The sequence below is a fragment of the Ruegeria sp. AL3 genome, from assembly GCF_056536065.1.
The window spans coordinates 1,885,215-1,904,443 of the sequence record NZ_JBQFJG010000001.1 but is presented as its reverse complement, the minus strand read 5'-3'; the positions used below and the strand labels follow the sequence as shown (position 1 = coordinate 1,904,443).

Genomic DNA, 19,229 nt, shown 5'->3' with positions numbered 1-19,229 from the left:
TAAGGAACACGAGAAAAAGTGCTGAATCTTAGATATCTTCACCAAAATCAACTTTTGGCCTGATTTCCGCCATCCGAACGAACCACTGTTGGGCGACGTTACGGGAAACACTGAATTGTCGTATTGGAGATATGTAGATGCTAAAGTTCCTTAATCGGTTCAAATCGGACGAAGCAGGAGCGGTGACCGTTGACTGGGTGGTTTTGACCGCAGTATTGATCGGTCTGTCAGGCGCGACCTACCTCGTCATCAGCTCAAGTGTTGATGGTATCGGCGGTAACATCAACCAAGCCATGAGTTCCTCTGTTGTCAGCACCGGCTCGAACACCGGGCCTGGCGGTCTCGTCACAGCGGGAACCAACTGAACCACAGCGAGTTTTCACATTCACCCACTTTCCTGAGCTTGTTGGTGAACGTGTAGGGCAAATAAACGCGGCGGCCTTTTTGGGGCGCGGCGTTTGTTTCGTTGTTCTTCGTCTGGCCTGCCGTAAGGAAATGACAGCAGTCGTTTTGCGGAATTGTGCGAAAGCTGACGCAGAATCTAACAAGCAGACATTTTTGTCCCACATTTCGACACAATTTACATTTAACACTTGGGCTGTTTCAAAGTGGCCCTTTGGCCGCTTAGTATCCGACTAAATAAGAAAGAGGTGCATGTATGCGAGCGGTATTCGGACTTGTCCTGATTGTCGGCGTTGCTCTGGCTGGGGGCGCCGTTTACATGGCGCGCAACTATATTGCGGCTTACCAAAGCGAACTGGCACGGCAGAAACAAGCGGCAGAAGAAGCGCTGGCCAATGCCAAAGTCGATGTGATCCCGACGGTAACTGTTTACGTTTCAAATCGTCCTCTGAAATACGGTGAACGCCTGACGCAGGAAGACATTCGCGCTGTAGACTGGCCGGAAAACGCGATTCCCGAAGGTTCGTTCTCTGATCTCACTGCCTTGTTTCCCGAAAGTGGCGCCAATGAGCGTTATATTCTGAGGACCATGGAAAAAGACGAGGCGATTATGGAGGTCAAGATCACACGGCCAGGCGAATCGGCCGGGCTGACCTCTCGTCTTGAAAAAGGTATGCGCGCCTTTGCGATCAGCGTCGACGTGGCCTCTGGTGTTTCAGGCTTCCTGCGCCCCGGCGACAATGTCGACATCTACTGGACCGGATCAAGCGGCACCGTCGAGGGCAACACCGGCGGCATCACCAAGCTGATCGAAACCAATGTTCAACTCATCGCGGTCGACCAGACCGCTGGTTCGGACGTCGCAAGCGCAACGATTGCACGCACAGTCACGGTCGCAGCCACGCCGGAACAGGTCGCAGCACTCGCGCAGGCCCAGAACACCGGGCGTCTTTCCCTAGCTTTGGTTGGGGTGCAGGATGACTCTGTTGCGTCGGCAATCGAGGTGGATCAGCGCAAACTGCTTGGAATTACGGCAGCCGCACCGGAACCCGAAAAAGAAGTTGAACAGGTCTGCACGACGCGTATCAGACGCGGTGGCGAGATTGTCAACGTGCCTATCCCCTGTACAAATTGACGCCAATTCAGAGTGTTACAAGATCGGAGCCGCATCTCAGATGCGGCTCTTTTCTTGTTGTTGTTGCCAATTCTCCACATAAGGAAAATTCCAGAAACCATTGATTATTGCAATAAATTCGGATTTCGCGCAGTCTCTTTGCACATAGGGCATAAGACCCAAAAAACGAGGCGTGATCGGAGAGGCAGGTCACATGACAATACGTTCCTGGATCAGCGCAACCCTGCTGGGGTTGTCGCTTTTTATGGGCCCGGTCGGCGATGCCGCCTGGGCTGAATCCCTTCGCGTGGTAAAAAAGGGCACAGTGGAAACGCTGGAAGTTCCGATGAACCGCGCGATTGTTGTGGAAAGCGAACAACCTTTCGCAGAGCTCAGCATTGCCAATGCCGGCATTGCAGACATCTCATCGTTGTCCGAGCGCACGATCTATGTTCTGGGCAAGGCCCCGGGCCTGACCACGCTGACACTGTTTGACGGCGCAGGCAATCTTTTGGCCAATGTCCGCGTCCGGGTCGCACCAGATGTTACGGAATTCAAGGAACGTCTGCGTCAAATCCTGCCCAATGAACCCATCGAGGTTCGCACAGCGAATGATGGCATTGTTTTGTCCGGTACGATCTCCAGCTCGGCCAAACTGGCCCGCGCACTTGAATTGGCTGAACGGTACGCGCCCGAACGTGTATCGAACCTGATGTCTGTGGGTGGCGTCCAGCAGGTCATGCTGAAAGTTCGCTTTGCCGAGATGAACCGCTCGGTCGCTAAAGAGCTTTCTTCAACGCTTTCAGTTACGGGCACTGATTTTGTCGGTGGTTTCAATCCGCAGAACCTTGTTCCCCCTGTCACAGTGGAAAATGGTGTCTTGTTGTTTGGCTTCGGGGTCGGATCGGCACAAGTCAACTTACTTCTGCAAGCCCTCGAGTCGAAGGGCCTTGTTCGCAACCTTGCCGAACCGAACCTTTCAGCCCTGTCCGGTCAGGAAGCAACGTTTCTGGCTGGTGGTGAAGTTCCGATTCCGGTGCCGCAAGACGACGGTGTCGTGGCAATCGAGTACAAACCCTTCGGTGTGAATATGAACTTCATTCCTCGGGTTGTGGACGGCGACCTGATCAATCTGGAAATGGGAACCTCGGTTTCGAGCATCGACACCAGCACCAACTTCACGATCAATGGAGACACCGTTCCCAGCTTTATCGTGCGGGAAGCCAAGACCACAATAGAACTGCGCGACGGGGAAAGCTTTGCCATCGCCGGACTGCTTCAGGACAACTTTGTGGACCAAGTCAACCAAGTGCCGTGGCTGGGAGATGTGCCGGTTCTGGGGTCCTTGTTCCGCAGCGCTGATTACCAGCGTGAACAAAGTGAACTTGTCATCATCATCACGGCGCATCTAGTTTCACCGACTCGAGGCGAAACTCTTGCGCTTCCAACCGATCGGGTCAAACCGCCCAGCGAATTCGACCTGTTCGTGAACGGTCGGGTGGCGCGCACACAGCGCGCGGGCGCCGGCGGAGCGTCTGAGGTTGCCAAACAGAGCTTCGGCAGCTCGTACGGCTACGTCCTAGATTGATCAGGAGGATAGGACCAATGCAGAAGTGGATCATCACACTGGGTCTTACGGTCGCCGTTGCCGCATGTACGCGCGAGGTCGGATACGAGATCGATGCCGGAACCTTTGGAAACGCGACATTGAACAATATCCAGGTTCAAAACGGCGAGTTGACCTATGCTCAGATTCTCGGTCGCAGATTTGCCGCGGATGTGCCCAGCCAAGTGAACTTTGCCTTCAACAGTTCGCAACTGGACGCATCAGCGCAAAGCATACTGTTGCAGCAGGCTGACTGGATCAAACAGTTCCCCGAAGCCAGGTTCCGGGTTTACGGACATACAGATGCCGTTGGGTCGACCAGCTACAACAAAAGCCTTGGGCTACGCCGCGCGCAGGCCGTCGTTGCGTTCCTTGAACGGCAAGGCATCTCGCGTTCACGACTTGAAGCCGTTGTATCCTTTGGGAAAACGCAGCCGTTGATCGCGACACCGAATCGGGATCGCCGCAACCGCCGGACGGTAACGGAAGTTTCTGGCTTTGTTGACCGTCACCCGCAACTGCTCGACGGTAAATACGCGAACATTATCTATCGCGAATACGTTGAAAGTGCGACGTGGAAGACCGTGATTGAGAATGTATCATCAACAGATACGGCCAACTAGTGCCGCCGGAAGCGGTGGATAATACGTTTGAAATGGGCGACATCGTCGCCCATTTCCCTACAATTGGTTCTTTTGCGCCCAATTCTCGCCCAACTTCAAAGCAACATTGTGAACAATAGGGTGACCTGCGGCCAAATTTGACCGTATTGGGGCGACAGCACATCAATCTGGCGGATTTCGTTCATATGACATGCTGAGCCCTCACGACGAGGATAGTGTTTATGACCAGCGCGACGCCGCAAGACGACAATACTGCAATCTTGGCCTGCACCATCAGTCGGGATGTTCAGAATTTCGACCTTCTGATCGAAGACATGGAAGCCATCTTGGGCGAACGCTGGGGAGATCTGGGATTTGCAGAAGCGTTGGCCTTTTTCAGCCAACCCGAAGCTGAAACGCTGGAATTCGTAGCACTGGCGATCGACGGAGAAGACGAAGACAACCTTTCTCTGCTAGGTGAGATAATCACTCAAGCCAATGAAAAGAAAGTAAAAGTTGTTCTGATCGCCGAGGATGTTACTCCGGCATCCCTGCACCAACTGCTGCGCAAGGGTGCTGACGAGTTCGTGCCCTATCCTCTTCCCGAAGGCGAATTGCAGGAAGCCATAGAGCGAATGAAGCAGCCCGACCCGGTTGCCGTTGCGCAAGCAGCCGCCGTTCCTTTGGCCGGCGGCGCGTCCAAGGAAGGCGCACTGTTTGTCGTTCAGGGCCTGGCAGGTGGTGTCGGCGCAACGACACTGGCCGTTAACCTGGCTTGGGAACTGGCCTGTGCTTCGGACAAAGACGCGCCGACCGTGTGTCTGATCGATCTGGACCTGCAATACGGGACTGTTTCCACCTATCTGGATCTGCCGCGACGAGAGACCGTGTTTGAAATGCTGTCGGATACCGATGCGATGGACAGCGAAGTATTCTCGCAAGCCCTTCAAACATATGAAGAAAAGCTTCAGGTTTTGACCGCACCCTCCGACATGGTGCCACTGGACTTGATCACCCCGGAAGACATTCAGCGCGTGATCGACATGGCGCGCGCGCATTTCGACTATGTCATTGTCGACATGCCAAAAACGCTGGTCCTGTGGTCGGAAACAGTTTTGCAGGCCGCCCATGTGTATTTCGCCCTGATCGAGCTGGACATGCGGTCCGCCCAGAATGCCCTGCGCCTGAAACGTGCATTGCAGGCAGAGGAGCTACCATTCAACAAGCTGCGTTTTGCGTTGAACCGCGCGCCGAAATTTACCGATCTGAACGGGAAAAGCCGCGTGAAACGCATGGGGGAAAGCCTTGGAATCTCCATCGACCTTCTGCTGCCTGATGGTGGCAAACCGGTCATGCAAAGTGGGGATCATGGTCTGCCTCTGGCAAATGCGGCCGCCAAGAACCCTTTGCGCCGCGAAATCGCAAAGCTGGCGAAATCGCTCCACAGCCTCGGCAGCAGTGCCGAAGAAGCTGCGTAAACATCATCCCAAGGGGGGATAAGCCGTGTTTTCAAGATACAAAAAGCAACCCGCAGCGCAGCCCGTCAAAACGCCGGCACAACCGGCTGAAACAGCGGCGTCTTCTGCACAGGCGACACCTGTCGCGACTGCGGTGGCACGCAAACCCGTGAAAAAGATTGCTGGTGAGGTCACAAGTTCAGACAAAGACCGCAAACGCAAGGAGCGGTTGGGTGAGATCAAGATCGAACTGCACCGCGAACTGCTGGAGAACCTGAACCTGGCCGCGCTGGAAAACGCCGGCGAAGCCGAGTTGCGCGCTGAAATCAGTGCTATCGCCAGTGAAGTTCTGGAAACACGAAACATTGTTCTGAACCGCGAAGACCGGTCCCAACTGAACAAGGAACTGTATGACGAGGTGACGGGCCTTGGCCCGCTCGAGGCGCTGCTTCAGGACGATTCGGTCAACGATATTCTGGTGAATGGTCCACAACAGATTTTTGTGGAACGTGCCGGCAAGCTGGAACTCAGCGACATTACCTTCAAAGATGAAAAGCACCTGATGCGGATCATCGACAAGATCGTGTCCGCCGTGGGCCGCCGCGTCGATGAATCCAACCCGTATGTTGACGCCCGTCTGGCCGATGGATCGCGTTTCAATGCCATGGTGCCTCCGATCGCGGTGGACGGATCGCTTGTTTCCATTCGTAAATTCAAGAAAGACAAGCTGGGTATTGACGACCTGGTCAATTTCGGTGCGTTCACCGAAGAAATGGCCGCCTATTTGCAGGCCGCCGTGTCCACGCGACTGAATATCATCGTTTCCGGGGGTACGGGTTCGGGTAAAACGACCACGCTCAACGCCTTGTCCAGCTTCATCGACGATGCCGAGCGGATCCTGACCATCGAGGACACGGCTGAACTTCAACTGCAACAGACGCATGTGGGTCGGATGGAAAGCCGCCCGCCCAACGTGGAAGGCAAAGGTGAAGTCAGCCCGCGCGACTGTCTGAAGAACGCCCTGCGTATGCGTCCTGACCGTATCATCGTGGGTGAGACACGCGGCGCCGAGGTCATCGACATGTTGCAGGCCATGAACACCGGTCACGACGGATCAATGACCACGATTCACGCCAACTCGGCCCGTGACGGCATTTCACGTCTGGAAAACATGATCGCGATGGCCGGGATCGAAATGCCGATCAAGGCGGTACGCAGTCAGATCGCCTCGGCTGTGAACCTGATCGTGCAGGCCAGCCGCCTACAGGACGGTTCGCGCCGGATGACCTCGATCACCGAGATCACCGGGATGGAAGGGGACGTGATTTCCATGCAGGAAATCTTTCGTTTTCAACGCGTTGGCCTGACACCAGACAACAAGATCATCGGGCATTTCACCGCCACTGGCGTCCGGAGCCACTATTCGGAACGGTTCCGTCTATGGGGCTTTGACTTGCCAGCGTCCATCTACGACCCAACCACAATGTAGGAGAACCGGGTATGCAATTGCCTATGGAGGCGATCATTTATGTCGCCATCTTTGTGGGGGTCCTTGCCTTGGTCGAGGGCATCTATCTTGTCGCCTTCGGCAAGTCCATTAGCCTGAACAGCCGCGTCAACCGGCGCCTGGATATGCTGGAAAAGGGTGCCGGACGCGAACAGGTGCTGGAGCAGCTGCGCAAAGAGATGCAGCAGCATATGAAATCGCAGAGCATTCCTCTGTATTCACTTCTTGCTGACAAGGCGCAAAAGGCTGCAATCGCGTTCTCTCCACGTCAATTGATCATGATCATGGGTCTGGTATCAGCCATGGCCTTTGTCGGTTTGAGCATTGGCACCGCTACGGACACGGCACTTCGTATCGTTGTTTCCATCGCGATCGGCATCGGCGGCGTTTACGCCTGGGTAAACCACAAGGCCAAGAAACGCATGGGAATGATCGAAGAACAACTGCCCGATGCGGTTGAGCTGATGGTACGATCTCTGCGTGTTGGCAATCCATTTGTGTCGACGATTCAGGTGGTTGCAAACGAAGTTCAGGATCCGCTGGGAACCGAATTTGGCGTTATCGCTGATGAATGTGCCTATGGTCGCGATGTGGGCGAGGCGCTGAAGGACATGGCTGAGCGTCTGGACATGCAGGATATGCGCTTTCTTGCCGTAGCGGTGGGTATTCAGCAGCAATCTGGCGGCAACCTGGCCGAAATTCTGGCCGGATTGGCAAAGGTGATCCGCGCCCGTTTTCGCCTGTTCCGTCGGGTCAAGGCGATTACGGCCGAGGCGCAATGGTCCGGCAAGTTCCTGTCCGGGTTCCCTGTTGCCTGTCTGATTTTTATTCTGGTCAAGGACCCAGGCTATTACGACGACGTGTTGGATCACCCCTGGTTTATTCCCGCGTGTTTTGTTGTCGCGATCCTGCTGACATTGAACCTGATCGTCATGAAAATCATCACCAACATCAAGGTCTGAGGGCAGCACCATGGAAATCCTGACCAGCATCAATGACCTGTTGACCCAGCACCTGGGTGAATTCGGACCGCTTATCGTTGTCGGCGTACTTGGCCTGCTTATGGTTCTGGTCGCTGTCACACTGATGATGAAGCAGCCGGAAGACCCCCTGAAGAAACTGCAAAGATCGAATGCGGCTCCTCCAAAGCAGAAAAAAGGGAAGAAAGAGCAGCTTCGAAACTCGAGCCGAAACGAACAGCTTGAGAAGTTTGCAACTTTCCTCGAGCCCAAGAACGAGGAAGAATACTCGGCCGTCGAGCTGAAGCTGCGCCAGGCGGGCTACAGGTCGAAGGATTCGGTTCGGTTCTTCCACTTTGCGCAGTTTTCCTTGGGGATCCTTGGTATTTTCATTGGTGTTCTGCTGGTCACGGTTTTTTCCGGCGGCCAGGAATTTACCGGAACACAGATGATGATCCGGGTGCTTGTCCCCGGCGCGATCGGCTATTTCGCACCCAAATACTGGATCACGCGACGGGTCGAAGAGCGGAAGGAAGCGATCACCGCCGGTTTTCCCGATACGCTTGATCTGATGCTGGTCTGCGTCGAGGCCGGTCAATCGCTGGATCAGGCCATCGTTCGCGTGGCCAGTGAAATGAGCGCGTCTTATCCGGATATCGCGCAGGAATTCGAAACCGTCGCGTATGAAATGAAGGCCGGCAAGGACAAGGATACCGTCCTGCGCGACTTCGGCGTGCGCTGTGGCGTTCAGGACGTGAACTCTTTTGTCACCGTCATGATCCAATCGGCAACATTTGGTACATCAATCGCCGAGGCGTTGCGGGTTTACGCCGGTGAGATGCGCGACAAACGCGTGATGCGCGCCGAGGAGGCCGCGAACAAGTTGCCGACCAAGATGACTCTTGTCACAATGATGCTGACGGTTCCACCGCTGCTGATTATTCTGGTTGGCCCGTCGGCAAATGTTATTTCGAGTTTTGGACGCTAGGTCGGATAGAGCCATATGAAAGCTGAATTCAGGTGCTTCCCTTCCGGGTTTCGCCTAATGTTCCGGGCCACCATGGTTTTTGCCATGGTGGCTTCTTGTACAGAAGGCCTGTCACCCAACGGTTTGGATGCACCGGGAGTTGACACCAAAGGTCAGGCCGAGGACAGCATCGAGGTCGGAAACAGATTGATGGCCGCCGGAGAATACGAACTGGCGCTTCAAACCTTTACCCGGGCCGCGCTGGAACAGGGTATGACGCCCCAGGTCCTGACGTCTCTGGGTACCGCAAATGTTGGGCTACGCCGCTTGGGACAGGCCGAAAAACTTCTGCGCAGAGCCGTCGAAGACGACACGGACTGGCCGGTGGCCTGGAACAATCTGGGTGTCCTGCTGATGGAAAAACAGGAATACCCCGAGGCCGCGCAAGTGTTTCAGCGTGCCTATGCGCTGGACAATGGCGAAAGTGACGCAATCCGGGACAATCTGCGCTTAGCACTCGCAAAAATGGAAAATCCTGTTAATAATACCCCACAAGAACAACAAGAATACACACTGGAGCAGCTTGGCGACGGGCAATTCACGCTACGCAAGATCCAGTAATTGAGGCGAGAGCAGTAAAGGACGCAAAAAATGCGCCAGCAATTCTTGATTCCGAGTGTTGTTATCAGTGGTCTGATCCTTTCGGCCTGTGCAAAGGAAACCGAAGAGGAAAAGGTTGAACGAACGTTTCAGGAAGTGAACGTTATTGACGAAACAAACCTGAGCGATGTGCTTCTGAGCGCCGCAGATCCAAACGAAGCGGTGACCTATTTCCACGGCGCAGCGCTCAAGAACCCGGACCGGATCGATCTTCAGCGCGGACTGGCAATTTCTTTGGGCCGTGCCAAACGCACGACCGAGGCCGTGACCGCATGGAAGCGCGTCACAACGATGAAGGGCACGAACGCCGCGGACAAGGTTGAATACGCGGACGCATTGGTCCGAAACGGCGACTGGTCGCAGGCGAAAACCGTTCTGGATTCGGTTCCCCCAACCTTTGAAACCTTCAAACGGTATCGCCTCGAGGCAGTCGTTGCGGATTCCCGGAAAGAGTGGAAACGCGCGGATCATTTCTATGAAACCGCTGTCGGGCTGACGACACGTCCGGGCAGTGTGATGAACAACTGGGGATATTCCAAACTGACCCGCGGCGAATATGCCGAAGCGGAGCGGTTGTTCTCGGAAGCGATCCGTCAGGACAACTCGCTGTTTACTGCCAAGAACAACCTGGTTTTGGCCCGATCAGCGCAAGGCAACTATAGCCTGCCAGTCGTCCCGATGACTCAGGTCGAGCGAGCGCGTCTGCTCAACACGATGGGTATTTCGGCAGTCAAACAGGGCGATATAACCACCGCCAAGAACCTTTTCCGCGAAGCCATTTCAACCCACCCGCAGCATTTCGACGAGGCGGTCCGCTCGCTTCGGGCGCTTGAAGGGGCCTGACACATGCAAATACCCGCAGTGGCAGCGGCCTGGTTTCTGCCGTTTGTGCTGCCGATCTGCTTTTACGTGGCCTTCACGGATATGCGTGAGATGCGGATCAAGAACCATGCAGTCCTTGCGCTGACGCTGGTTTACATCGTGATAGGACTGATCGCCATCCCGCCCTGGTCTACAGGCAGTGTCGGCGGCAACCTGGGGCCGATCACCGTGTCTATGCCGGTCTATTTCTGGCAACTGCTGCATATCGTCGTGGTTTTGGTCATTGGTATCTTCCTGAACGCCGCGGGCACCATGGGCGCTGGCGATGCCAAGTTTCTGGCCGCCGCATCGGCGTTTGTCTGGCTGGGCGATCTGCGAATTATGCTTATGATCCTGACCGCCTGTATTCTGGCTTCCGTGGTCACTCATCGTTTGGCCAAGATCACAAGGCTGCGCACGATCGCGCCGCATTGGGAAAGCTGGAGCCGGGGCAAACAGTTTCCGATGGGTTTCGCCTTGGGCGGATCATTGGCGATGTACCTGATTCTGGGCACTGTTCTCGGATCGTAAACTATCATCAGCGCGCCTTGCCGCTGCCTTTGTCCCGCCACAAAGCTGGTTCATTTTCTTCAAGACGCCCGTTTTCGGCTTCTTGGCGTGACATTTTGATGGACGAGCACAGCGCATGAATATGCAGAATTCCTCTGTTATGGCCCCCCCTGCCCCCAAAGGTCTGGGCGAAATGAAGCTTCCGCTTGTAATGATGCGGGACATCCTTCTGAAGACGATTTTTCGCAAAAACGCGAGCACGGTATCAGAAGTCGCCGAAGCCATATGTCTGCCTGGTTCCGTAACACAGGAACTGGTCGATATCGCGCGCGATCAGAAACTGCTTGAAGCGACCGGGACACTGAACGCCAATAGCGGCAATGAGATGGGATATCAGCTGACCGATGCAGGCAAGGCCCGTGCGCTGGATGCGCTGAGCCAATCCGAATATTTCGGCGCAATGCCGGTGCCGCTGGATGTCTATCGCGAGCAGGTCAAACGCCAGTCGATCCGAAATATTCAGGTCACGCGAGAGCAACTGGTTGGCGCAATGGGTCATCTGGTTCTGCCCGACAGCCTGCTGGACCATCTGGGCCCGGCGGTCAGTGCGGGCCGATCGATTCTGATGTACGGTCCTCCGGGCAACGGTAAATCCTCAATCTCGAACGGGATCCGGGATGCGTTGGGTGATAACGTCTATGTGCCCTACGCTATCGAATATGCGGGTCAGGTGATCACGGTCTATGACCCGATCGTGCACACGGCGATCGAACAGGAGCCGGACGACCCCAACAGCCTGCGTCGTCGCAAGCGGTTCGATTCTCGCTATGTGCAATGCGAACGCCCTACCGTCGTAACCGGTGGTGAGCTCTCGCTCAGTATGTTGGATCTGGTTTACAATCCGACCGCACGAACCTATCAGGCCCCCTTGCAGCTGAAATCCACCGGTGGCATTTTCATCGTTGATGACCTTGGCCGTCAGGCCGAACCGCCGCAGGCGCTGGTCAACCGTTGGATTGTCCCGCTTGAAGAAAACAAGGATATCCTCGGCCTGCAATCGGGTGAAAAGTTCGAAGTTCCGTTTGACACGCTGGTCATCTTCTCGACCAACTTCCACCCCAATGAGATCTTCGACCAAGCGGCCTTGCGCCGGATCTTCTTCAAGATCAAGATTGACGGCCCCAATCAGGAGAACTTCCTGAAAATCTTTGCCATGGTGGCCCGCAAACGAGGTATGCCGCTGGATGAGGCGGCATTGGTGCACCTGTTGAAGGTCAAGTACCCGACCATCAACAATATTTATGCCAACTACCAACCGATCTTCCTGATCGATCAGATGATCTCGATCTGCGAGTTCGAAGGCATCCCTTATCAGATGAGTCCGGACCTGATTGACCGTGCCTGGGCCAACATGTTCGTAAAAGACGAGAAAATCGTCAAATAACGCCGTGCCAATCCCTCCTCCGGGCGGGTAATCTGCAACCATGACGCAGATTCCCGCTCGGATTGGTACGTGGTTCTCCTCCAAAGGCTGGTCCATCCACCCACATCAGAAAGAGATGTTCGACCGGGCGAAGGAACCGGCAACCCTGCTGATCGCCCCAACCGGTGGCGGCAAGACCATGGCCGGATTTCTGCCTTCCCTGTCCGAAATGGCCGACGGGGACCACAACGGGTTGCATACACTCTATGTCTCGCCGCTCAAGGCGCTGGCGGCGGATATCAAACGTAACCTGCGCACCCCGGTGGATGAGATCGGCCTGCCCATCCGGATCGAGGATCGCACCGGTGACACCTCGGCCACGCAGAAAAAACGCCAAAGAGCCGATCCACCCCATATCTTGCTGACCACACCGGAAAGTCTGGCACTGCTGACCTCGTACGAAGATGCGCCGCGCATGTTCGATGGGGTACAGCGGATCATCGTCGACGAAGTCCACGCGCTGGCGGAAAGCAAGCGCGGCGATCAGCTGATGCTGGCCCTGGCACGACTTCAGCGCCTCAACCCGGGTCTGCGTCGTGTAGGCCTGTCAGCCACAGTCGAAGACCCTGCGGCAATTGCCGGCTTTCTGGCGCGCCACCCGGACGCCTGCCGGATCGTGCAGGCCGATCCCGGCCCGGACCCGGACATCCAGATGCTGGAAACAACGGAAACGCCGCCCTGGTCCGGCGGAGGCGCGGCCTATTCGATTCCGGCTGTGCTGGACCAGATCCGGCGGCACAAGACCACGCTGATCTTTCACAACACCCGCGCGCAGGCCGAAATCTACTTTCACAATCTGTGGCTGGCGAATGACGACGGCCTGCCCATCGGCATCCATCATGGCAGCCTTGACCGGCAGCAACGCGAGCGGGTCGAGGCCGCGATGGTGCGTGGCGAATTGCGCGCCATCGTCTGCACCGGCAGCCTCGATCTGGGCATTGATTGGGGCGATGTCGATTTGGTGATTCAGATCGGTGCGCCCAAGAACGTCAAGCGGCTGGTGCAAAGGATTGGTCGGGCCAACCACCGCTACAACGCGCCTTCCAAGGCGCTGCTGGTTCCTGCCAACCGCTTTGAGGTTGTCGAATGCGTCGCTGCGCTCGAGGCCGCCAAAGCCCATGACCTGGACGGAGAACCCCGAGGCTCCGGCCCCCGCGATGTGTTGTGCCAGCACATTCTGATTGCGGCCTGTGCCGGGCCCTTTGACGCTGATGATCTATATGCCGAGATGACATCCGCGGGACCTTACGCAAAGTTGACCCGATCCGAATTTGACTCCTGTCTGGATTTCTGCGCCACCGGTGGCTACGCCTTGCGCGCCTATGATCGCTGGCAAAGGTTACAGCAGCGCGCCGACGGGCAATGGCAATTGCGCGATCCCCGCGCAGCGTCGCGCATTCGCATGAATCTGGGCACGATTCAGGACACGGATACACTCAAAGTTCGCCTTAGACGCAGCCGTGGCGGTAAACCGTTGGGCGAAGTCGAGGAAGCCTTTGCTGCTTCGCTGACCCCCGGCGATACCTTCCTGATCGGCGGACAGATCGTACGGTATGAAGGTCTGCGCGAAATGGTGGTCGAAGTCAGCCGTCGCGCCGATCGCAAACCAAAGATCGCGACCTTCTCGGGCACGAAATTTGCGACCTCAACGCAACTCAGCGACCGCATTCTGCGCATGTTCGCCCAAACTGACTGGCCGCACCTGCCTTCCCATACGGCTGATTGGCTGGACTTGCAGCGCCAAATGTCCCGCCTGCCTCAACGGGATCGTCTGCTGATCGAAAGCTTTCCAAGCGACGGGCGAGAGCATCTGTGCGTATACGGATTCGCCGGCCGCAACGCGCAACAAACACTGGGGCTGCTGCTGACCAAACGGATGGAGGAAACCGGTTTGGCGCCGCTGGGGTTTGTCGCCACAGACTATGCCACGCTGATTTGGGGTTTGGATGCGGTCACTAACCCACGCCCTTTGTTTCAACCCGAAGCGCTGCGTGACGGGCTGGACACATGGCTGGCAGGCAACGCAGTCATGAAGCGTACCTTTCGCGCGTCGGCCACGATTGCCGGTCTGATCGAACGCAACTTGGCCGGGCAACGTAAAACCGGGCGGCAAGCCACGTTTTCGTCAGATATTCTCTATGACACTTTGCTGAAATATGATCCCGATCATCTGTTGATGCAGATCACCCGCGAAGAAGCCATGCGCGGGTTGGTTGACTTCGGTCGGATCGAGGCAATGCTGGCGCGCATCGGCGACCGCATCGATCTGCTGCGTCTGGACCGCGTTTCCCCACTGGCCGCGCCGCTGTTTCTTGAGGTCGGAAAGGTGCCTGTCAAAGGGGCCGCCGAAGAAAGGCTGCTTGCCGAAGAAAGCGCCCGCCTGCTGGAAGCCGCCGGGTTGGACCAGCTTTGAAGCCCTTGCGCAAGATGTGGAATCAGGTCAAGAACGTATCATGAACGTGTGTGAATTTTCCTTTGCAGACCAGCAACTCGCTGCGTTGCCGTCTGGCGCATTATGGTGGCCGGCGCGGCGACTGCTTTGTGTTTCGGACCTGCATCTGGGAAAATCAGAACGTATGGCCCGACGGGGCGGGGCTACGCTTCCGCCTTATGACAGTCGCGAAACGCTTGACCGGCTGGCGCGCGATCTGGAACACACCAACGCCGAAACCGTCATCTGCCTGGGTGACAGCTTTGACGATCTCGAAGCGGCCCAAACCTTGCCCGACGCAGAAGGGTTGAGGATTGCGACTTTGCAGGCCGGGCGCCAATGGATCTGGATCGAAGGGAATCACGATCCCGGCCCGATCGAGATGGGGGGCTCTCATCTGGTCGAATGGCAGTGCGGTCCTCTTGTCTTTCGTCACATCTCCCAGGATCGGCCGCAAGGTGAAATTTCAGGCCATTTTCATCCGAAAGCACAGATTCGGACAAAAGGAAGGCACATTTCCCGGCCCGCCTTTCTGCTGGACAGAAACCGGCTGATCCTGCCTGCCTACGGAACTTACACCGGGGGGTTGCGCAGTTCGGATCGGGCACTTTCCGATCTCATGGGCTCGGACGCAATGGCCATTCTAACGGGTCCGCAACCACAGATGATCCCAATGCCGCGTTGAGTTCAGATCAACCCGTCTTCTTCCAACTTCGGTTTGTACTTGCGGCTTACTGGAACCAGATCGCCGTTCATCAGGCGCAAAAAGGTTTTACCCGCTTTTTTTTCAAGCCCAACAATGGACGCGTCTACCACCCAATGTGACCGGTGCGAACAGTGCCCGGGGACCGGCTCCATCTCGGCAATTGCGTCCGTAAAGCGCGAGCGGACCGTGAACGTGCCTTCTGAAGTGACAATATCCACATTGTGGTCCCTGACCGTCAAACGATGGATTTGACCATCGAAGTCAGGCGGCAGACGCCTGATCAGGCGCGGCTTCTCGGCGTCCGGGGTCGAGGCCATCAATGGGTTCAGATCATTGCGTTGCACAAGAACCAAACCCGTTGCAAACAGGACCCCATATACCGCTACGGTCTGGGCGCCAGGTACTATGTGGCCCCCGCACGTGAACAGGACCCACGCCAATATCCAAAGGGACGGCGTGAACAGAACCAGGATCAGTGCCGCGAATGCCAGATCACGGACGGGAACATTCAACAGAACAGGGTTTTTCTGCATCAGCTTGCGCGCCAACCCGGTGACTGTCAGGGCAAGGACCATCACCCCGGTCCAGAAAAGAAGACGCAAACCGAAGCTCAGATCCGCAACCAGAAACGGAGGAAACGCGTAGGCAAGCAATGGAAGAAAGACAAGGCCCGCCGTCACTCGCTGTGGGGTACAAGCATTCCGAACGGTGTTAATCCCAGACGTCATACCGCTTTTGTGCATGACTCAACAAAATTCAACCTTAGCACGACACGCACTGATGCACCTTACCTGTAACCAACTGGGAATACTGGGATATCACGATTTCTTAAGCTGTCAAACCCATTCAGGGCAAAATGGCTACAGCGTGCAACGATTGTCTCGCGGGGTCACGCACAACCGAGGAGTGTGCCGGGCCGATATGATCGACCCGACCAGATTGCCTTACGCAGTCAAACCTTCGGGTTCGGGCAGAGCGTTGGCGCGGCAGCACGCAGTCAAAGTGTTGGCCAACAGGCATGCAATGGTCATTGGACCTACACCACCCGGAACCGGAGTGATGGCGCCAGCACGCTGGGACGCGCTGGCATAGTCCACGTCACCGACCAGCTTGTTCTTTCCGTCGCGTTCGATGCGGTTGATGCCTACGTCGATCACGGTCGCGCCTTCCTTGATCCAGTCGCCCGGAACCATCTCGGGGCGGCCAACAGCGGCAACAACGATGTCGGCGCGGCGTACGACATCCGGCAGATCCTTGGTGCGCGAATGCGCGATGGTCACGGTGCAGCTGTCGCCCAGCAGCAGCTGCGCCATCGGTTTGCCCACAATGTTCGAGCGGCCGATCACAACGGCGTCCATGCCGGAAAGCGAACCGTGGTGATCACGCAGCATCATCAGGCAGCCCAGCGGGGTGCAGGGCACCATCGATTTCTGACCGGTGCCCAGAAGGCCCACGTTCGAAATGTGGAAGCCATCCACATCCTTGGCCGGGTCGATCGAGTTGATCACCAGATCCTCGTTCAGGTGTTTGGGCAGCGGCAACTGAACCAGAATGCCATGCACGGCCGGGTCGTTGTTCAGCTTGTCGATCAGCGCCAGCAGGTCTTCTTCCGACGTCGCGGCGTCCAGTTTGTGCTCGTACGAGTTCATGCCGACTTCAACGGTCATTTTGCCCTTCGAGCGGACATAAACCTGGCTGGCTGGGTCTTCGCCCACAAGAACCACGGCCAGGCCAGGGGTGATGCCGTTTTCTTCTTTCAGCTTTGCGACCTGATCGGCAACTTGACCGCGCACTTTTGCGGCAAAGGCCTTACCGTCGATAACCTGAGCTACCATACTTCGATCCCTTCTTTCAAAAAACGGATCGGGCGCACGGAGCGCCCGGTCAGTCAGTCGGTGCCAATCACGCGCTCTTCGCGTGCAATCGACCAGTCAATCAATATGCGCCACAGCTTCTCGGCCAGATCCGGGTCCATCCCCAGCGCGTCCGAGCTTGCACGCACGCGTTGCACCACCTCTTCGACGCGTTCCGGGATACGGGCCGGAAGGCCCTCGCCCGGTTTCAGCTGCGACGCGCGGTCGATATAGCTGGCGCGTGTCACCAGCATTTCGATCAGTTGGCGATCCAGCTTGTCGATCTCAGCCCGCAGCTCCTGCATCGTGTTGCAGTTCTGAGGCGGTGTCAGAGTGGGCATCGTCATCTCCTCATGGCCCGGGAATGAATCCCCGGACCACGAGATGTCCTATTCGGCGGCTTAGAACAAGCCCTCGATCTCACCTGCGTCATTGAGGCAGATGGTTTCGGCAGCCGGTTTGCGGGGCAGACCAGGCATGGTCATGATCTCGCCGCAGACGACCACGATGAAGCCCGCGCCCGCGCTCAGGCGTACCTCGCGCACCGGAACCGAATGGCCCGTGGGTGCACCGCGCAGCGATGGGTCGGTCGAGAAGGAATACTGCGTCTTGGCCATGCAGACCGGCAGGTTGCCATATCCGGCTTCTTCCCATTCACGCAGCTGGTTGCGGATCTTGTTGTCAGCCAGAACCTCGTCAGCGCGGTAGATGCGCTTGGCGATGGTTTCGATCTTCTCGAACAGAGGCATATCGTCGGGGTAGATCGGTGCGAAGTTCGCGGTGCCACCTTCGACGATTTCGACGACTTTCTCGGCCAATGGGGCAGACCCTTCGGAACCCAGCTCCCAGTGACGCGATAGAACCGCCTCGACGCCGTGCTCGCCACAATAGTCTTTCACCGCCTGAACTTCGGCATCGGTATCGGTGACGAAGTGGTTGATCGCGACGACAACCGGTACACCGAAGGATTTCACGTTCTCGATGTGACGGCCAAGGTTGGCACAGCCTGATTTGACGGCCTCAACGTTTTCCGCACCCAGATCGGCCTTGGCAACGCCTCCGTTCATCTTCATTGCCCGCACGGTCGCAACCAGCACCACAGCCGACGGGGCAATGCCCGCCTTGCGGCACTTGATGTTCATGAACTTCTCGGCACCCAGATCCGCACCGAAACCGGCTTCGGTCACGACATAGTCGGCAACTTTCAGAGCGGTCTTGGTCGCGATGACCGAGTTACAGCCATGCGCGATGTTCGCAAACGGGCCGCCGTGGACGAAGGCCGGGTTGTTTTCCAGCGTCTGCACCAGGTTCGGCTGCATCGCATCCTTCAGCAGAACGGTCATTGCGCCTTCGGCCTTGATGTCACGGCAGTAGACCGGCGTCTTGTCGCGGCGGTAAGCAACGATGATGTCGCCCAGACGCTTTTCAAGGTCTTTCAGGTCGTTTGCCAGGCAGAGGATCGCCATAACCTCGGACGCCACGGTGATGTCAAAACCAGCTTCGCGCGGGAAGCCGTTCGATACACCACCCAGTGAAGCTGTGATCTGACGCAGGGCACGGTCGTTCATATCGACCACACGGCGCCATGCGACACGGCGGGTGTCGATCTCTTGCTCGTTACCCCAGTAGATGTGGTTGTCGATCATTGCCGACAGCAGCGAGTGCGCCGAGGTGATGGCGTGGAAGTCACCGGTGAAGTGCAGGTTCATCTCTTCCATCGGAACGACCTGCGCATTACCGCCACCCGCGGCGCCGCCCTTCATACCGAAGTTCGGGCCAAGCGAAGCTTCGCGGATACAGATCATCGCGTTCTTGCCGATGCGGTTCAGGCCGTCACCCAGACCCACTGTGGTCGTGGTCTTGCCCTCACCTGCCGGGGTCGGGTTGATTGCAGTCACCAGGATCAGCTTGCCGTCTTCGCGGTCCTGAACCGAGTTGATGAAGTTCTGGCTAACCTTCGCCTTGTCATGGCCGTAAGGCAGCAGATCCGCAGAGTCGATGCCGATCTTGGCACCGATTTCCTGAATCGGCTTTTTGTTCGCTTCGCGGGCGATTTCGATATCGGATTTGTAGCTCATTGGCCGGGGTCCTTGATTGAATACCGTGCAAAA

General features: G+C 56.7%; 18 protein-coding genes. 14 read left to right on the top strand and 4 right to left on the bottom strand.

Annotation, left to right across the window (positions count from 1 at the left end; all coding sequences use genetic code 11):
- Positions 1 to 137: 137 nt before the first annotated feature.
- From ACR3E6_RS09680 to pdeM, 14 genes are all read left to right on the top strand, one after another.
- Entirely contained in the window at positions 138 to 365 is a 228-nt protein-coding gene (locus ACR3E6_RS09680; RefSeq protein ID WP_171724433.1) for a hypothetical protein, read from the top strand.
- 293 nt (positions 366 to 658) lie between these two features.
- The gene (cpaB, locus tag ACR3E6_RS09675) at positions 659 to 1,537 is read left to right on the top strand and encodes a Flp pilus assembly protein CpaB (protein WP_480486900.1); all 879 of its coding nucleotides are present in this window, start codon (positions 659 to 661) and stop codon (positions 1,535 to 1,537) included.
- Positions 1,538 to 1,730: 193 nt separating this feature from the next.
- Positions 1,731 to 3,104 carry a type II and III secretion system protein family protein gene (locus ACR3E6_RS09670; protein ID WP_209834954.1) on the top strand — a complete coding sequence of 458 codons (1,374 nt, stop codon included), beginning with the start codon at positions 1,731 to 1,733 and terminating at the stop codon, positions 3,102 to 3,104.
- Positions 3,105 to 3,121: 17 nt separating this feature from the next.
- Positions 3,122 to 3,745: an OmpA family protein gene (locus ACR3E6_RS09665; RefSeq protein WP_171636857.1), complete on the top strand. Its 624-nt coding sequence runs from the start codon at positions 3,122 to 3,124 to the stop codon at positions 3,743 to 3,745.
- Positions 3,746 to 3,966: 221 nt separating this feature from the next.
- A complete protein-coding gene (locus ACR3E6_RS09660) occupies positions 3,967 to 5,202 on the top strand; it encodes a CpaE/TadZ family protein (protein WP_152457246.1) in 1,236 nt (411 codons plus the stop codon).
- A gap of 25 nt (positions 5,203 to 5,227) precedes the next feature.
- A complete protein-coding gene (locus tag ACR3E6_RS09655) occupies positions 5,228 to 6,670 on the top strand; it encodes a TadA family conjugal transfer-associated ATPase (RefSeq protein WP_171636855.1) in 1,443 nt (480 codons plus the stop codon).
- Between the two features lie 11 nt (positions 6,671 to 6,681).
- A complete protein-coding gene (locus ACR3E6_RS09650) occupies positions 6,682 to 7,650 on the top strand; it encodes a type II secretion system F family protein (RefSeq protein WP_117869719.1) in 969 nt (322 codons plus the stop codon).
- Between the two features lie 10 nt (positions 7,651 to 7,660).
- On the top strand, positions 7,661 to 8,635 hold the full coding sequence (locus ACR3E6_RS09645; RefSeq protein ID WP_171636852.1) for a type II secretion system F family protein: 975 nt from the start codon (positions 7,661 to 7,663) through the stop codon (positions 8,633 to 8,635).
- Positions 8,636 to 8,692: 57 nt separating this feature from the next.
- Positions 8,693 to 9,235, top strand: a complete 543-nt coding sequence (locus tag ACR3E6_RS09640) for a tetratricopeptide repeat protein (RefSeq protein ID WP_371732270.1) — start codon at positions 8,693 to 8,695, stop codon at positions 9,233 to 9,235.
- Between the two features lie 30 nt (positions 9,236 to 9,265).
- On the top strand, positions 9,266 to 10,117 hold the full coding sequence (locus ACR3E6_RS09635; RefSeq protein ID WP_171636850.1) for a tetratricopeptide repeat protein: 852 nt from the start codon (positions 9,266 to 9,268) through the stop codon (positions 10,115 to 10,117).
- 3 nt (positions 10,118 to 10,120) lie between these two features.
- Positions 10,121 to 10,666: a prepilin peptidase gene (locus ACR3E6_RS09630; RefSeq protein ID WP_171724435.1), complete on the top strand. Its 546-nt coding sequence runs from the start codon at positions 10,121 to 10,123 to the stop codon at positions 10,664 to 10,666.
- Positions 10,667 to 10,781: 115 nt separating this feature from the next.
- The gene (locus ACR3E6_RS09625) at positions 10,782 to 12,089 is read left to right on the top strand and encodes an ATPase (protein ID WP_171636847.1); all 1,308 of its coding nucleotides are present in this window, start codon (positions 10,782 to 10,784) and stop codon (positions 12,087 to 12,089) included.
- 40 nt (positions 12,090 to 12,129) lie between these two features.
- Entirely contained in the window at positions 12,130 to 14,541 is a 2,412-nt protein-coding gene (locus ACR3E6_RS09620) for a ligase-associated DNA damage response DEXH box helicase (protein WP_480486896.1), read from the top strand.
- A 40-nt stretch (positions 14,542 to 14,581) separates the two neighbouring features.
- Positions 14,582 to 15,244: a ligase-associated DNA damage response endonuclease PdeM gene (gene pdeM, locus ACR3E6_RS09615; RefSeq protein WP_480486894.1), complete on the top strand. Its 663-nt coding sequence runs from the start codon at positions 14,582 to 14,584 to the stop codon at positions 15,242 to 15,244.
- Between the two features lie 2 nt (positions 15,245 to 15,246).
- On the opposite strand, the gene ACR3E6_RS09610 is transcribed toward pdeM, so the two are convergent.
- From ACR3E6_RS09610 to ACR3E6_RS09595, 4 genes are all read right to left on the bottom strand, one after another.
- A complete protein-coding gene (locus ACR3E6_RS09610; RefSeq protein WP_480486892.1) occupies positions 15,247 to 15,945 on the bottom strand; it encodes a LytTR family DNA-binding domain-containing protein in 699 nt (232 codons plus the stop codon).
- A gap of 264 nt (positions 15,946 to 16,209) precedes the next feature.
- Positions 16,210 to 17,100 (bottom strand): bifunctional methylenetetrahydrofolate dehydrogenase/methenyltetrahydrofolate cyclohydrolase FolD, encoded by an 891-nt coding sequence (gene folD / locus ACR3E6_RS09605; protein ID WP_171636839.1) that lies wholly within the window; start codon positions 17,098 to 17,100, stop codon positions 16,210 to 16,212.
- Positions 17,101 to 17,153: 53 nt separating this feature from the next.
- Entirely contained in the window at positions 17,154 to 17,459 is a 306-nt protein-coding gene (locus ACR3E6_RS09600) for a chorismate mutase (RefSeq protein WP_171636837.1), read from the bottom strand.
- Between the two features lie 60 nt (positions 17,460 to 17,519).
- Positions 17,520 to 19,196: a formate--tetrahydrofolate ligase gene (locus ACR3E6_RS09595; protein ID WP_480486889.1), complete on the bottom strand. Its 1,677-nt coding sequence runs from the start codon at positions 19,194 to 19,196 to the stop codon at positions 17,520 to 17,522.
- Between the last annotated feature and the right edge of the window lie 33 nt (positions 19,197 to 19,229).

What these genes read in the sequence shown, in the direction of transcription:
- ACR3E6_RS09680 (WP_171724433.1), top strand. Translation starts at nt 138, where the DNA reads ATGCTAAAGTTCCTTAATCGGTTCAAATCGGACGAAGCAGGAGCGGTG.
- cpaB (WP_480486900.1), top strand. Translation starts at nt 659, where the DNA reads ATGCGAGCGGTATTCGGACTTGTCCTGATTGTCGGCGTTGCTCTGGCT.
- ACR3E6_RS09670 (WP_209834954.1), top strand. Translation starts at nt 1,731, where the DNA reads ATGACAATACGTTCCTGGATCAGCGCAACCCTGCTGGGGTTGTCGCTT.
- ACR3E6_RS09665 (WP_171636857.1), top strand. Translation starts at nt 3,122, where the DNA reads ATGCAGAAGTGGATCATCACACTGGGTCTTACGGTCGCCGTTGCCGCA.
- ACR3E6_RS09660 (WP_152457246.1), top strand. Translation starts at nt 3,967, where the DNA reads ATGACCAGCGCGACGCCGCAAGACGACAATACTGCAATCTTGGCCTGC.
- ACR3E6_RS09650 (WP_117869719.1), top strand. Translation starts at nt 6,682, where the DNA reads ATGCAATTGCCTATGGAGGCGATCATTTATGTCGCCATCTTTGTGGGG.
- ACR3E6_RS09645 (WP_171636852.1), top strand. Translation starts at nt 7,661, where the DNA reads ATGGAAATCCTGACCAGCATCAATGACCTGTTGACCCAGCACCTGGGT.
- ACR3E6_RS09640 (WP_371732270.1), top strand. Translation starts at nt 8,693, where the DNA reads ATGTTCCGGGCCACCATGGTTTTTGCCATGGTGGCTTCTTGTACAGAA.
- ACR3E6_RS09635 (WP_171636850.1), top strand. Translation starts at nt 9,266, where the DNA reads ATGCGCCAGCAATTCTTGATTCCGAGTGTTGTTATCAGTGGTCTGATC.
- ACR3E6_RS09630 (WP_171724435.1), top strand. Translation starts at nt 10,121, where the DNA reads ATGCAAATACCCGCAGTGGCAGCGGCCTGGTTTCTGCCGTTTGTGCTG.
- ACR3E6_RS09625 (WP_171636847.1), top strand. Translation starts at nt 10,782, where the DNA reads ATGAATATGCAGAATTCCTCTGTTATGGCCCCCCCTGCCCCCAAAGGT.
- ACR3E6_RS09620 (WP_480486896.1), top strand. Translation starts at nt 12,130, where the DNA reads ATGACGCAGATTCCCGCTCGGATTGGTACGTGGTTCTCCTCCAAAGGC.
- pdeM (WP_480486894.1), top strand. Translation starts at nt 14,582, where the DNA reads ATGAACGTGTGTGAATTTTCCTTTGCAGACCAGCAACTCGCTGCGTTG.
- folD (WP_171636839.1), bottom strand. Translation starts at nt 17,100, where the DNA reads ATGGTAGCTCAGGTTATCGACGGTAAGGCCTTTGCCGCAAAAGTGCGC.
- ACR3E6_RS09600 (WP_171636837.1), bottom strand. Translation starts at nt 17,459, where the DNA reads ATGCCCACTCTGACACCGCCTCAGAACTGCAACACGATGCAGGAGCTG.
- ACR3E6_RS09595 (WP_480486889.1), bottom strand. Translation starts at nt 19,196, where the DNA reads ATGAGCTACAAATCCGATATCGAAATCGCCCGCGAAGCGAACAAAAAG.